At 39.4% G+C, this 14,235-nt stretch carries 15 protein-coding genes; 11 read left to right on the top strand and 4 right to left on the bottom strand.

Annotated features, from left to right (window positions below; translation table 11 throughout):
- Positions 1-168: 168 nt before the first annotated feature.
- Positions 169-480: an MTH1187 family thiamine-binding protein gene (locus UN64_RS03250; protein WP_077359667.1), complete on the bottom strand. Its 312-nt coding sequence runs from the start codon at positions 478-480 to the stop codon at positions 169-171.
- Positions 481-582: 102 nt separating this feature from the next.
- On the opposite strand from UN64_RS03250, the gene UN64_RS03245 reads away from it, so the two are divergent.
- From UN64_RS03245 to brnQ, 6 genes are all read left to right on the top strand, one after another.
- Positions 583-981 carry a GNAT family N-acetyltransferase gene (locus UN64_RS03245; RefSeq protein ID WP_077359665.1) on the top strand — a complete coding sequence of 133 codons (399 nt, stop codon included), beginning with the start codon at positions 583-585 and terminating at the stop codon, positions 979-981.
- Complete coding sequence (locus UN64_RS03240; RefSeq protein WP_077359663.1) at positions 982-1,896, top strand: Nif3-like dinuclear metal center hexameric protein; 915 nt, start codon at positions 982-984, stop codon at positions 1,894-1,896.
- A gap of 2 nt (positions 1,897-1,898) precedes the next feature.
- Positions 1,899-2,414: a GNAT family N-acetyltransferase gene (locus UN64_RS03235; RefSeq protein ID WP_077359661.1), complete on the top strand. Its 516-nt coding sequence runs from the start codon at positions 1,899-1,901 to the stop codon at positions 2,412-2,414.
- A 131-nt stretch (positions 2,415-2,545) separates the two neighbouring features.
- The gene (locus tag UN64_RS03230) at positions 2,546-3,160 is read left to right on the top strand and encodes a DedA family protein (protein ID WP_077359659.1); all 615 of its coding nucleotides are present in this window, start codon (positions 2,546-2,548) and stop codon (positions 3,158-3,160) included.
- A gap of 136 nt (positions 3,161-3,296) precedes the next feature.
- Entirely contained in the window at positions 3,297-3,830 is a 534-nt protein-coding gene (locus tag UN64_RS03225) for a YhcN/YlaJ family sporulation lipoprotein (RefSeq protein ID WP_077359657.1), read from the top strand.
- 185 nt (positions 3,831-4,015) lie between these two features.
- Entirely contained in the window at positions 4,016-5,326 is a 1,311-nt protein-coding gene (brnQ, locus tag UN64_RS03220; protein ID WP_077359655.1) for a branched-chain amino acid transport system II carrier protein, read from the top strand.
- 52 nt (positions 5,327-5,378) lie between these two features.
- On the opposite strand, the gene UN64_RS03215 is transcribed toward brnQ, so the two are convergent.
- Together UN64_RS03215 and UN64_RS03210 are read right to left on the bottom strand one after the other, a co-directional pair.
- The gene (locus UN64_RS03215) at positions 5,379-6,836 is read right to left on the bottom strand and encodes an NAD(P)/FAD-dependent oxidoreductase (RefSeq protein ID WP_077359653.1); all 1,458 of its coding nucleotides are present in this window, start codon (positions 6,834-6,836) and stop codon (positions 5,379-5,381) included.
- 182 nt (positions 6,837-7,018) lie between these two features.
- The gene (locus tag UN64_RS03210; protein WP_077359651.1) at positions 7,019-7,843 is read right to left on the bottom strand and encodes a hypothetical protein; all 825 of its coding nucleotides are present in this window, start codon (positions 7,841-7,843) and stop codon (positions 7,019-7,021) included.
- 134 nt (positions 7,844-7,977) lie between these two features.
- Here UN64_RS03210 and UN64_RS03205 point away from each other — a divergent pair, with 134 nt between their 5' ends.
- The 3 genes from UN64_RS03205 to UN64_RS03195 all read left to right on the top strand — a co-directional run bounded on the left by UN64_RS03205 (position 7,978) and on the right by UN64_RS03195 (position 10,857).
- Positions 7,978-8,835 carry an ABC transporter permease subunit gene (locus tag UN64_RS03205; protein WP_077359649.1) on the top strand — a complete coding sequence of 286 codons (858 nt, stop codon included), beginning with the start codon at positions 7,978-7,980 and terminating at the stop codon, positions 8,833-8,835.
- 32 nt (positions 8,836-8,867) lie between these two features.
- Positions 8,868-9,881, top strand: a complete 1,014-nt coding sequence (locus tag UN64_RS03200; protein WP_077359646.1) for an ABC transporter permease subunit — start codon at positions 8,868-8,870, stop codon at positions 9,879-9,881.
- Positions 9,882-10,080: 199 nt separating this feature from the next.
- Positions 10,081-10,857, top strand: coding sequence for a protein-glutamine gamma-glutamyltransferase (locus tag UN64_RS03195; RefSeq protein ID WP_077359644.1), 777 nt, complete (start codon positions 10,081-10,083; stop codon positions 10,855-10,857).
- A gap of 44 nt (positions 10,858-10,901) precedes the next feature.
- On the opposite strand, the gene UN64_RS03190 is transcribed toward UN64_RS03195, so the two are convergent.
- Positions 10,902-12,209, bottom strand: a complete 1,308-nt coding sequence (locus UN64_RS03190; RefSeq protein ID WP_245801947.1) for a murein hydrolase activator EnvC family protein — start codon at positions 12,207-12,209, stop codon at positions 10,902-10,904.
- 221 nt (positions 12,210-12,430) lie between these two features.
- On the opposite strand from UN64_RS03190, the gene UN64_RS03185 reads away from it, so the two are divergent.
- Positions 12,431-13,312 carry a GNAT family N-acetyltransferase gene (locus UN64_RS03185; protein WP_077359642.1) on the top strand — a complete coding sequence of 294 codons (882 nt, stop codon included), beginning with the start codon at positions 12,431-12,433 and terminating at the stop codon, positions 13,310-13,312.
- 374 nt (positions 13,313-13,686) lie between these two features.
- Positions 13,687-14,235: a sigma-70 family RNA polymerase sigma factor gene (locus UN64_RS03180; RefSeq protein WP_245801974.1), complete on the top strand. Its 549-nt coding sequence runs from the start codon at positions 13,687-13,689 to the stop codon at positions 14,233-14,235.

The raw sequence follows: 14,235 nt of genomic DNA, 5'->3' as shown, positions 1-14,235 counted from the left end.
GCGCGTTCGCAGAGATTTATGCGCGCTCGCAGAGATTTATTCGCGCTCGCAGAGATTTATGCGCGCTCACGGAGATTTATGCGCGCTCGCTGGGAAATTATGCGCGCTCACGGAGATTTATGCTCGTTCAGCGGAGTTTATGATCGCTGAACGAGTGGTTCCTGGGATTTACGAGCGGTTCAGCTGCTCCTCAACCGCTTGCAGTTTACCTACCATCGTCGATTTTTTATCTCGGCGGTCATCGATGCGGATGTTTGTAGCAACACGTTGAATGCCATTTGTAAATGGAACTTCGTGAAGCTGCTGGATCACGTCGAAGAGGTCGGAAAGCTCACCTTCAATCAATGTGCTCATCGGTGTGAGCTGATATTTTACTTTACCTTCATTTTGCTGAAGTACCTTTTGAATTTCTGCCACATAAGAACTTACACTTGGTGTTTCGGTGCCGATTGGAATAATGGTAATATCTGCGATAGGCATATTCTCACTCCTATTCTTTTTTATTATTGTAGCAAAAGTGAGAGAAAGAACAAAAATGAAAAAAGGAAAACAATGAAAATAGTAAGGGCGTAAAAGACAGATTTGGAAAATATCGTTTTATTGGATAAAGAAATGATAGGAACCGACCGAAGAAAAGAAGAAATAGGAGAAGCGGTCGTACAGAGGAGATGTTTGCTAGTCTTTCAGGAATCAGAGCTGGCAGGTTTTCTAATCTACCACATCTTCTTTTTTGAATGCTGTTTTATTTCACTGATCATGATTAAGCCTTTTTTCCAAAGAAGGGTACTTGCGGGTGCACTGCTGAAACATATGGCTGATATTTCACCGACTGAGAAGCTTTTCTCATCTACTAATCAATCAAACGATGCAATGCATAATGTGTTTCAAACTAGCGGCTTTACCAAAAGCTGTTTTATAGACAATCTCGATGAAGGGGATCCTGAAGTTATTTATTTTACGGAAAAGAGGAGAGCAAATTAAATGACACAACTGCAAAAAATAGATGAAGCGATTGATAGGCTTTTTCGGTATAGAGAAATAGGCAAAGACCCAGCGTTCAGCCGTTTTATTCCAATGGTCTATGATCCTATTAAATACAACTGGCGTGAAGAATTCGAACCGGAATTTAATCAGTTGTTTAATGGATTTATGTTAAAAGGTGAAGAGGAAGTGGGGCGCATATTCTTAGCTGTTTTTCCAACTGACGAAGTACTCCAACGGTTTAATGAAGAAAGCCATCCAGGAGATCTTCTCTTTATGCATCATCCGCTTGTGATGGAATGCGGGGATCCTCAAGGGAAATGGGGGAGAGGATTTCTGCCTATCAACCCAGATTTAATCTCACAAATGAAAGAAAAGCGATTATCTGTGTTTACCCTTCACGTTCCGCTGGATTATTCGAGAACGATCAGTACAAGTGATGCGATGGCAGAAGCATATGGTGCGAAGGTTGTGGGTGAGTTTTTTAAAGATGAAAAAGGAGCATGCGGAGTTATTTGTGAAATCCCACCTGCAACAACTAAGAATCTCATTGAGAAATCCAAAGAAATCTTTCAAATCCCCTATGCAGACGTAGAAGGACTGATGCACAAATCTATTACGAAAGTTGCCATTGCTGCCGGATGCGGCGATAAAGTTTATGCGATGAAAGAAGCTGAGAAGCTCGGAGCACAAGCTTACATAACGGGTGAAGTGCATTGCCATATAGATAATGAATACGGCAAGAAAAAATTTGATGAAATGAAAGAATACTGCCAATCCACGACGATGAGTTTAATAGGTGTTTCACATGCGGCATCAGAATATTTAGTTCATGCCACACAGCTGAAAACATGGTTTGAGGAACATTTTAAGTTGTCAGTTACCTTGATTCCTCAAGATAAGTGGTGGATTTAGAAATGCATATTCGTCATGCTGAAGTAAAAGATGCAGCGAAAATAGCGGAAGTTCAAGTACGAAGCTGGCAGACATCATATAAGGGAATAGTTGATTCTAATTATCTGGCGGAAATGTCAATCGACGAAAGGACCTTTAGATGGAAAGAATGGCTTTTGCAAGGTCCGTCTTATATCGTTTTAGTCATGGAAAATGATAAAAAAGACATTTGCGGTTTTATATCAGGAGGGTGTATTCGTTCTGATCATCCTTATGATAGTGAGATTTATGCTTTCTATCTTCTTAAAGAAGTTCAGAAAAAAGGTTATGGAACTAAAATGATTAAAAGATTCGGTCAGCAACTCGCAAAACAAGGGAAAAAGAGTATGATCGTATGGGTTTTAAAAGATAATCCCGCAAAAAAAGCATATATTTCACTTGGCGGGATAAAGATAGATGAAGAATTGATTACAGTTGGAAATCAGAAACTTTCTGAGGAATGTTATGCATGGAGAGATATGTCGTTAATTTTAGATTAGTGGCCATCTCGTCCAAATTAGCATATGTTAAGATAGACACATATTCTTAACAATTTTTGTTTTCCTCTTTCCAAATACCCTATATTATCGTTACAATGGTAGAAGGTGTAAAAAAAGAAGTTGGTGACGTCATGGAATTTGACTTAATAAATATTATTTATCAATATAGCTATTTCGGTATTTTCCTTTTATTAGCTTTAGGCATAATCGGATTGCCGATTCCGGATGAGATTCTTTTAGCTACGGTCGGCTATTTTATATTTGCTGGTGACCTGCCTATGGTGCCTGCTGTATTAAGTGCATTTTTGGGAGCGCTAACAGGTATTACAGGAAGCTATTATTTCGGGAGCATATGCGGAAGACCATTGTTGTACAAAGTTGGTCCTAAAATCGGAATCTCTGATGAAAAAATAAATAAAACGCAGCGTTTCTTTACGAAATACGGAAAAACAGCTTTGTTCTTTGGCTATTTCGTTCCTGGCGTCAGGCATCTCACTGCTTATTTCGCAGGCATGTATTCTTTAAAATTTAGACATTTTGCTATCTACGCATATTGCGGAGCTGTTTTTTGGTGTTCATTCTTTATTTTAATTGGATATCAGCTTGCAGGACGCTGGTACATTGTGATGGATGTTATTCATAAAATCAGTATTTACGCATTCTCTCTGCTTGCACTATGTTTAATTGCTTGGCTGATCTTCAAGCCGAAAAATAAAAGCACATACTCAAATGAATGGTTTAAATAATACGCTTCCTTAATGGTAGCGTTTTTTTATTCGATTTTATTTACTGTTAAAACTTTTCGTCATGTATATTTTCTCTCATCCCTACAAATTTTATAGATGACAGTCAAAAAAATTAACAAAGGAGTGTCATCTTAAAATGAAAAAGACAATTTTGGTTACTTCTATGGCCGTTATTCTGTCTTCTTTCCTTGGAGCTTGCGGGATGAATAACAACGATAAAGACATGGGTGAAGAAGCACGCGATAACATGACGGAAGTAAACTACGACAATCGTGCAGACCGTGACATGGACATGGATATGAACATGGGTACGGACAATCAATACGACGAGAACGCACGTATGGATGTTGCAGATGAAGCTGCAAATAAAGTAACCGACCTTAAAGAAGTTGAGGATGCTACTGTTATCGTGACTGATAACAACGCTTATGTAGCAGCTAAGCTTGAAGGCGGCGAAAGCATGAAGCTTACAAAAGAGACAGAAGAAAAGATTGGGGATGCTGTCCGAAATACAGATCCCGATATTAATGACGTTTTTGTTTCTACAAACCCTGACTTCATCGACCGTATGAATGGCTGGGCAGATGACATAAACCAAGGTAATCCAGTTTCAGGATTCATTAATGAATTCAATGATATGATCCGTCGCATCTTCCCAACCAACCGTTAATAGCTAATAAAAAGGGCTGAGAATTCTCAGTCCTTAACTCTTGTTAGAATTTGTTAGAAAATTCATTATATCTGAATATTGACTCCAATCGCTAATCGTGATACAAATACATATGGTATTTAAATAATTTCGACATTTTTCGATATAAATAGATATTTTTCAAAGCCACAGAGGAGGAACACTACATGGAGAAACGAACACTCTCGGTGGGGTTAATGTTATTTGCATTGTTTTTTGGAGCAGGAAATTTAATTTTTCCGCCGGCATTAGGTCAGGCATCAGGGGAAATGGTCTGGCAGTCAATGGCTGGCTTTTTCATAACTGGAGTGGGTCTGCCGCTTTTAGGTGTTATCGCACTGGCAAGAGCAGGCGGGGGACTGCAAACTCTTACTGAGCGCGTTAATCCCTTATTTGGATCAGTTTTTGCAATTATATTATATTTAGCGATCGGACCGTTCTTTGGAATTCCAAGAACCGGTACAGTAGCATTTGAAATGGCTGCATTGCCATTCCTTCCTGAAGGAATGAATTCTGGACTGGCATTATTTATCTTTACCGTTGTATTTTTCGTGATTACGTATTGGCTGGCGTTAAATCCCTCTAAACTAGTGGATCGAATCGGAAATATTTTAACGCCGCTATTGCTGTTTATTATTGGTTCAGTACTTGTAAAAGCACTAATTACACCAGTCGGAAAACTTGGACAGGCTTCACCAGCATACGAGAGCAGCCCATTAGTTAAAGGATTCATGGATGGTTATTTAACGATGGATACGCTTGGTGCTCTGGCTTTTGGAATCGTAGTAATTTCTGCCGTGAAAAAACCGGGCATGAAAAAAGAAAATGTAACGAAGATGGTTATAAAAGCTGGTGTCATTGCAGCTCTATGCTTAGCAAGCGTTTATGGCATCCTTGCATATCTTGGCGCAACAAGCCAGACTCTTGGTAAATCGGAGAATGGCGGACAGATTCTGACGAATGTGGTTTTCCAGCTATTTGGAGAGCCGGGGAACCTGTTACTCGGTGTAGCAGTGGCACTCGCATGTTTGACAACATCTGTAGGACTTGTAACAGCTACGGGCGAGTTTGCTCATAAAATGTTTCCGAAGCTGCCTTATAAACTTGTCATTCTTGTATTAAGTATTTTTAGTGCAGGAGTAGCGAATGTTGGTCTTAGCCAGTTGATCACCATATCTGTTCCAGTCCTAACAGCAATCTATCCAGTAGCCATTGTGCTAATCATCTTATCGTTTTTCCATGACGCATTCTCAGGGCGCCAGGAAGTATATCTCGGTTCAATAATTGCAACTGCATTAGTATCGATCGCAGATGGATTAAAAGCGTTTGGTATGAACTTAGGGGCGATCGATCAAATTTACTCCTATATTCCTTTGTATGCCGATGGGATCGGATGGCTTATTCCAGCAATTATAGGAGCTGTTGTTGGTTTTATCATTGCTTTGATCAGAGGAAGAATTGCCATATTTTCAACATAAATAAACAAACACGATGCAGAGGGAGTTATCCTTCTTGCATCGTGTTTTTTGTTTACACCATAGCCGGCACTTTTTCTTTTAACTTGGCAGCAACATTTTGAGCAATCCATACACCGCAAGCACTTGCTTGGGCAAGACCGCGTGTGATTCCTGCTCCGTCTCCGCCAACATATAATCCACCGATTTCAGATTCAAACTTATCATCAAGCTTTGGACGTGCTGAATAGAATTTAGCTTCTACACCATAAAAAAGCGTATGTTCCGATGCAATTCCGGGGGTTACTTTGTCTAGAGCTTCGGTCATCTCAATCAGGCTTTTCATTGTGTTGTAAGGAAGTACAAGACCGAGGTCTCCAGGCACTGCTTCTTTTAAAGTAGGACGCAGAAAACCTTCTTTGATCCGTTTTTCAGTTGAACGGCGGCCTTTTAGAATGTCCCCATACTTTTGTACAACGAGACCGCCCATTGAAAGCTTATTGGCTAATTTTGATACCTCATGCGCATATTCTGTTGGCTGGTCAAAAGGTTCAGCAAACTGATGCGATACAAGCAAAGCAAAGTTTGTATTCTCGCTTCCAAGCTTAGGGTCTTTATATGCATGGCCGTTTGCAAGCATGACCCCTGAATGGTTTTCAACAACAACATGTCCAGAAGGGTTGGAGCAAAATGTTCGGACTTTTGTTCCCACAGAAGTATTGAAAACAAACTTTCCTTCGTATAAATGCTCATTGATCTCTTCCATCACAAGGTTTGATGTTTCTACACGTACACCAATATCCACTTGGTTAGCAGTCATTTTAATGCGGCGCTTCTTTAAAATCTTTGTCAGCCATGAAGATCCGTCACGTCCTGGTACAATTACTGTTTTTTCAGCAGTCAGCGAAGTCCCATCCTTTAAAAGAATGCCTTTTGAGGTATATCCCGACTCTGTTCGCTCGGTAAGGATATCTTCAACTTCTGCTTTGTATCTCATATCAATTTTTGTTTTTAAATACTCATATATACTTTTAAGAATCTCTAAGTTTTGTTCAGTTCCTAAATGACGGACTTGTGCACGCAATAGCTTTAAGCCTGCAGCATAGCCGCGTTTTTCAATATCTTTTACTTCTGATGTAAGAGGATCAGTAATGGAATCCGTTGCACCGTGATCTAGATTAATTTCATCAACATATTTAATCAGTTCCACTACTTTATCTTCTGAAAGATAATCTGTCATCCAGCCGCCGAACTCGGAAGTAATGTTAAACTTCCCATCTGAATAAGCACCGGCACCGCCGAAACCATTTGTAATAGAGCAAGCAGGCAGACAGCCAGCGAATTCTTTTCTTCCAGCTGCAGGCGGACATTTTTTAATTTTCTTTTCTAAGATAGGACATGATCTTGCATAAATATCGTGACCTTTATCAATCAATAAAATTTTGGCTTCTGGCAGTTGTCTTGTTAGTTCATAACTCGTAAATATCCCTGCTGGACCTGCTCCAACAACGATCACATCATAATGGGTATTCATAATATCCCCCTTGGAAAAATAGATGAATTCTTTAAATTGTTTTATCCCTTGGTAAATATAACAATTATTCGATTGGATTTCAACTAAAAACCGAACAATTAACGATAAAATTTATAAATTATTCGTATTCATGAAAAAGGGACTGCCAAAAGTAAGTTTACCTTCCTTTTGGGACAGTCCCGTTAGTACTTAATCTTTATAATTTTCCATCCATCTGTCATGGATTTGCGCTCTAAAGAGAATTTATAAACCTTATTATGCTTACCATCCTCATCATAATGTTTAACATTTGCAGCGATCTCAGTACGAACGATAGGCGGGTATCTTGTACTCTTTTTCTTAATTTCGTATTGCATACTTGTTATACCTTTAAATAGGTCCTTAATCTGAGCGTTGTTTAACAAAGCTGAACTCAATATTGGCTTGGCGATTTTAATATCCTGCTGTTTCATGCCGACAAGGAACATTGATACTGCTTGCTTTGCACTTGCGCCTGAAGCATATTGATTCAGCTGGTCACCAGCTTTTAAAATCATCAGTTGATGAGAGGGGTCAATATTTCTCGAGCGATGTGTTGAACTTCCTGAAAAATGAATGCAAAAGTGTCCAGGAAAGCCGTTCTCTAGCGCACCAGCTCCATGAGGCATACCGTGCATGCTTCCCGCAATCATTCTCCCTTTCACGGGAATCAATACAGCCCTGCGGTTCCAACTCCATTTTCCGTTATATAGATGCTTTAAAACGGCAGTATCATCATGTGTTAAAGGCTGAACATCTGCATGCTGATTTCCGGCTCTTCGCTGTACTCGAAAATAAAAACCAGTTTCCAGATCAATTACTTTAAAAGTTGAACCTTTTGGAATTAGTTCGCTTACTTTGTTCCATTGCAGGACCTCACCCTTTTTTACGATCGGAAAATAAGTTAACGGTTCTTTAGCAAAGTAGGGTTCAGGGTACATAAATAGACTGCTGGTAAGTAAAATTCCTATAACAGTTTTCTTCCACATATCGAATCCTCGATTCCATAGTTTCTCTTCCTTAATATGGGTTGTTTTTTCGTTTTTATCCTTCTATTGGAAAAAGTGATGAATGATTTTCAGCAGGCTAATCGTCTATAAAAGTAACAGGGAGGAGGAGTGTAATGAAAATAGCAAAAAAATTGCTATTACAGCTTTTGTTAACTTTTTTATCCATCATTTTGATAAGCGGTTTACCCGAACTTATCATGAATAAAAACGCATCAGCTTATTTTGAAAAAGTTAAGGCTGTATTCATAGAAATGCTTAGCTTGCATGAAATGACCTATCTTAATCAAGGCATAAAACGTCCATTCCTAGAAGATATATGGGAACCTTACTTCTATTCACTTACTATTCTTTTTGGTGCATTATTCATTGCTTTTTGCTTCGCTCAGGTTCTAACATGGGGCACTTTGATGCTGCCAAACTTCTTAAGAAAAATAATAAAAAATATCCTTACTTTTTTGGAGTCTCTACCCGATCTGCTAGTATTTGCACTTGTACAAATGGGCATTGTTCTGATCTATAAGAAGACAGGTGTATTGGGATCAAATGTAGCTTCATTAGGTGCAGAAGACAGAATTTATATCGTTCCTATAACCTGTCTCATGTTATTGCCTTTCGTATACTTTTACAAAATGATGATTCTGATGACAGAAGAGGAAATGGGAAAGCAGTATGTTGAAACCAGTTTAGCTAAAGGCATGAAGAGGCTGTATGTCCTTATTTTCCACGTAACGAGAAACACGAGCGAGGGAATATTCCATTTTTCTAAATCAGTGCTTTGGTTTATGATTTCAAATCTTCTGCTCGTAGAAATCATCTTTAATATTCACGGCATCACGCACTATATGTATCATGATTTTAGACCGGAAATGCTTGCAGCCTGCTTGATTTTTTTAGTCATTCCCTTTTTTCTTATCTTCGCATTTTTCGAGTGGACCATTATAAGATATTCGAAAAGGAGTGAGGCATTATAATTAAAAGTTATAAATTTTGGGTTGGGTTTTTTATGATCGCAGGCTTAATAGTGGCAAGTCTGATTTTCGCTTTCTTCTTCGACAGCACAATCCGGCAAGTGCAGATTCTTTATGACGATGATATGAATATGATTGGTGCGGCACCATTCAATCCCTCACTTATGTTTCCGATGGGCACGGATGCTCTAGGGTATGATACAACGATGAAAGTGCTGCAGGGAGCAAAGTTTACGCTGATCAGTGTAATTGCAATCGGGCTGCTGCGCGTATGTACGGCCTTCTTATTCGCTATACCGCTGGCAATGTATACACCGGATCGTCTAAGAAAAAATTTAGAACAGCTGCTGAGCTCATTTTATTTTGTACCGTTAACAATCGTAGCCGTTTTCATACTAACTCCTGTTCTCTGGGAGCAATTAAGGATGCCTGGCTGGGAAGAGTATTTTCTTTATTCTTATAAAGCAAGGATCGGAATCGAGATCCTTGTGTTGACATTGCTGGTTGTCCCGCTGCTCGGATCTTTAATTGCAAATTTGATTGTTTCTTCTTTAAAGGAAGATTTTATCGAAGGGGCTAAAGTGCTCGGAGCAAGTAAATGGAGAGTATTTTCCAAACATATTATGCCGCATGTACTGCCCAAACTGGTAATCGTATTCTGCCAGCAATGTGTTCAGGTGCTCGTTATTTTTATTCATCTTGGTTACTTTAAACTGTTCTTTGGAGGGACTGATGTTGATTACAACCCTTATGAGGCTGACCCTCCATTATCAACAACAAACGAATGGTCTGGCTTGATTGGTGATTATTATAATCTGCTGCATGCGAATCCAGCTATTGCACTTGGACCTATATTCATGTTTGGGATATGTATTTATGCCTTCCAACTGATGGCAGAAGGTTTTCAGCATCATCTTGATACAAGAAATGTTATGGGAATGAAGAGAAGTAAGATTAAACAAGATGATTTTGCCGAGCGAGCCCGAATAAATATGAAATTTGAATTCCTCTCTAAAAGAGGTGATTATATTGATAAAAACTTTTATTGAAAGAACGAACATGAACAGGCGGGAATGAGGATTCTATCGGCGAAAGTTTGTCGACTACCGGCAGAAACAAACAATCTATAGGCGTAAACTCCACTTTTATCGGAAAACGTGTAACAGACAAAATAGTGGCACTTAAAAAACACCAACTTTCTTCCTTTGCCATAGTATGTAATATCCTGTGCAGACAGGGGGGAGAGAATTGATATTTGTTAATGGCTATTCAGTAGATACTGCTCAAATCTCTGGTTTCAACAAGCTTACAGCTACCCAGAAACAGATCGGCCAAAAGCTTAAAAATTCTGGGGAATCGTTTTATTACAGAAGTCCTCACCAATTCCTGTTTGAAGTGATTATGCGTTCGAATATTGTTGCTGCCGCTTACGCCATGCGTGACAGCGGTGCTGGATTTTCCACTTTTGTAAATGCACGCTGTAACCCTCGATATTGGAGGCGTACAGCATATGGCGGATTTTTACTCCGGCCTGATGTCAATCCGTCTGATGCCATAACGGATATTTTCATTAATGGAAAAAGGTATGGCTTTGAATGTACAACTGCTATCATGATTATGTTCTATAAGGCAGTGCTTGAGACAATTGGAACGAAAATGTTTAATCAATTGTTTAATGGATTGCTTCTATTTAGTACAGAACATGATGCGGATCTGCAGATAATTGCCGTGCCATCCGGAGATTCATTGCCAGGTGATGTAAGGTACGTTAAGAACCCTGAACATCATCCAAATACGCCGCAATGGCAAGGTGAAAATGTGATTGACCTTGGGAACGGCCAAGTGTTCGGACATGGAATTGGAACGGGTACGATCGCTGAGATTATTGATGTACTTAACAAAAAAAGAATTCCTGGTGCAACAATACCGGCATTCCTCACAGCTGAAATTATCCGGCCGAACTACCGCTTGATGTCAGAGTACACCCGGCATCCGGTCCGCCGCCTTCTCGGGGGGGTCATTTGAAAAAGACGCAGAGAGTCAAATATCTCTGCGTCTTTATTGTTTTATTATTGAATATACGGTCTTGGGTCAACCGCGTTTGATTTTGAATCATTCCATGGCCCTTTATGAAGCTCAAAGTGAAGATGCTGACCGCGTGAAGCGCCAGTGTTTCCTTGATAGCCTAAGAACGTACCTTGAGAAACAGATTGTCCTGATCTTACAGCAGGAGTTGATCTCATATGCGCGTAAATCGTTGTATATAATTGACCGTTAATATAGTGAGTAATATAAACAACATTTCCGTAACTACTTGAATAATAAGCCTTTGATACTGTTCCTGAAGCTGCTGCTACAATCGGTACAGTGCTTCCGCCTTTAGCGATATCCATTCCATAGTGCATGCCAGAGCTTCTGTATCCAAAGTTAGACGTGATTATCCCTTGTGATGGGAAAATGAAGTCACGGTATACAGGAGCAGGAGCAGGTGTTGGTGCAGGCGGTGGTGACACTGGTCTTGAAGAACCAGAGTTTGAAGAGCTCTTCGCTCTTGCTGCTGCTTCAGCTTTTGCTTTAGCTGCCGCTGCTTCTGCCGCCGCTCTTGCAGCTGCTTCTCTCTTTTTGCGCTCTTCTTCTTCTTTCTTCGCACGTGCAATTTCTGCCTTAATCGCAGCTTCTTGAGCAGAGAGCAAGTCGTTCTTTTCATCTAGTTTCATGATGTGGTCATGTAAATGTTCTTCTTCTTTTTCCAACTGTGCAAGAAGAGCATTTTTTTGTTTTTTCTGAGCAGTCAGTTTCTGATTAAGTCCTTCAAGCTCTTTTAAATCTTTATTAAGGGATGTAAGTTCACTTTCAACTTTCCCTTTTTTCTCTTCAACAGCCGCTTTATCTTGTTTGTGCTCTTCTAAGATTGCTTTATCTTGCTCGGCGATTACGTTAAGAGCAAATACTCGATCCAGGAAATCACCGAAATCTTTTGCCCCTAATAAAACATCAAGGTAATTTACTGCTCCGCCGCTTTCATACATAGAACTTACGCGTTCTTTTAAAAGCTCGTCACGCTCCTTGATTCTTTTTTCGAGAACTTGAATTTCTTCCTTCAGCTTTTCAATGGAAGCTTTCGTTTCTTTAATAGATTCTTTTTTGTTACCGATCTGACTTAGAGTTTTATCAATGGAAGACTCTAAATCTTCTATTTGTTTAACCATATAATCTTGCTGGTTTTGATTTTCTTTTAATTCGCTCTTTGTTTGATTCTGTTCAGAGCGGTTTTGTTCTTTCTTTTCCTTTATAGAAGACAGGGTTTCTGCCGATACCGTATATGTACTAAAAGCTAGACTGAGAGACAGTGTAGCCATCACAAGCTTGCGTTTCAAAATGGGTACTCCTCCTTGTAAGTGCAAATGTTGCCAATTTCTTTACAAAAGTGATTATAACATTCTTCGGGGGTCAATTATCGCGAAATAATATTACATTTATATTTCAAAATGTTACACAATGAAACATAATTCGACTTAACTGTGTAATGATTTGTATTTTAATGGGATTAAAATGGTATATTTAGATTGATAGATTAATATAAAAAGTAGGTATAACTATGGAAGTTACATTACAAAAAAGTCAAACTTTAAATAAGGTTCACCGTGAATCTCTTTATCCTCTTTTTGAACAGGTCTTCGGCATTCCATCTCATATGCTGCAAGACTACTATGACAGGGGTTTTTGGAATCCTCATTATTGTCCCTATACCCTTTTTAAAGAAAACCGTGCAATAGCTAATGTTTCAGTCATTCCAATGAGTTGGATAATAGACGGTGAGCCCGTTGCGGCAGCTGGGATACAATCCGTTATGACCTTGCCTTCTGAAAGAGGTAAAGGGTATATGAAGAAATTGATGAATCTGGTATTAGAGGACCTAACTAACCATTACTCTTCTATATTTTTGCAGACAGAGATCCCAGCTCTTTATGAAAAGTATGGGTTTAAGAAAGTAGAGGAACATATATTTGTTACTGAAGCGTTTCAAAATCCAAGTATAAGAAACAGCTCCCTTAAGAAACTGGATTTTTTAAATAAAAGAGATGCCGAGATCATCCATTCGTGTTTTGCCAGCCAGCATCCCAACTCTCATGTTATTACACCATTAAACTATGAACATTCATTGTACTTGAATCTTTACAACCCATTTTTTTCTGAGATATTGTTTTACAGTGAATTTTTGGAAACACTGCTAGTTTACGAGGTTAAGGGTCAAGTATTAAAACTCTATGATGTGGTCTCAAAAAGTTCTATAGGTCTTGCTGACATTTACCGTGCCATTCCTGAAGTTTTCGAAAGTATAGAAATCCATTTTACGCCTGACCAATTGATACATACAAAGGACCTTAAAACCAAAGAAAAGGAAGGGACTTTAATGGTAAAAGGGACGCTGCCAATGAACGGCCATCCAATCGCGTTCCCTGTTACTGCATCTTTTTGAAAGTTTATTTTAGTAAACTCTGATGCTAGAAGCAGTTGATTTCCGCTCGTGGATGTTCGCTTTCCGCGGGGCGTGCGGTGAGCCTCCTCTGCGCTATGCGCCGTTAGGAGTCTCAACTGTCCCGCTGATGGAAGTATCCTTGCTCCTACGTCTACAAGTAAATGCTGCCGATGTAAGCTTCCTCGTCGCATGCCTTGCGAGAGGCATCTCATGTGGTAGGCACGCACCTTGCGCTCCAATCAACTTGTCAATGAAGCGGATGGACAATAACCCTGAGCAACAATCTTTTGAAATGACAATAAAAAATGAATAAAAACGATACGTACAATCGTCTAATTATTATGTAAGGGTGGAAAGGGGGAGAGGGCTTGAAAATGATACGCACTAGTAGCGAACAAGAGCTTTTTTCACAAGGGCTCAGTCAAGAAGAATGGCTGATCCAGATCATGGAACTGTATGAAGACAAAGTGATCAGACTTGCTTATACTTATGTTAAAGACAGAAAACTTGCAGAAGACTTGGCTCAAGAAGTGTTCGTTAAATGCTTTGTCCATAAAGATAATTTTCGGAGTGAATCATCTGTTAAGACGTGGGTTTATGCGATTACCGTGAACATCTGTAAAGACTACTTAAGAAGCGGCTGGAAAAAGTACATTCATATTATTGACCGCTTAGGAAAATCTAAACAGTCCTCTGCTTTAACGCCAGAACTTACGATTGTACAAAAAAGTGAACACGAAGCTTTAGCAGATGAAGTTTTAAAACTGCCTCTCAAATACCGGGAAGTCATACTTCTCTTCTATTATAAAGAACTATCCGTCAGTGAAATCAGCCAGATTTTACATAAAAAAGAGCCGACGATCCGAACATTGCTTCAGCGCGGACGAGAAATGCTGCGGCGAAAATTGGAGAAGGGGAGATGA

Source organism: Fictibacillus arsenicus (assembly GCF_001999465.1).
GTDB lineage: Bacteria > Bacillota > Bacilli > Bacillales > Fictibacillaceae > Fictibacillus > Fictibacillus arsenicus.
This window is presented reverse-complemented; position numbering and strand designations above follow the sequence as displayed.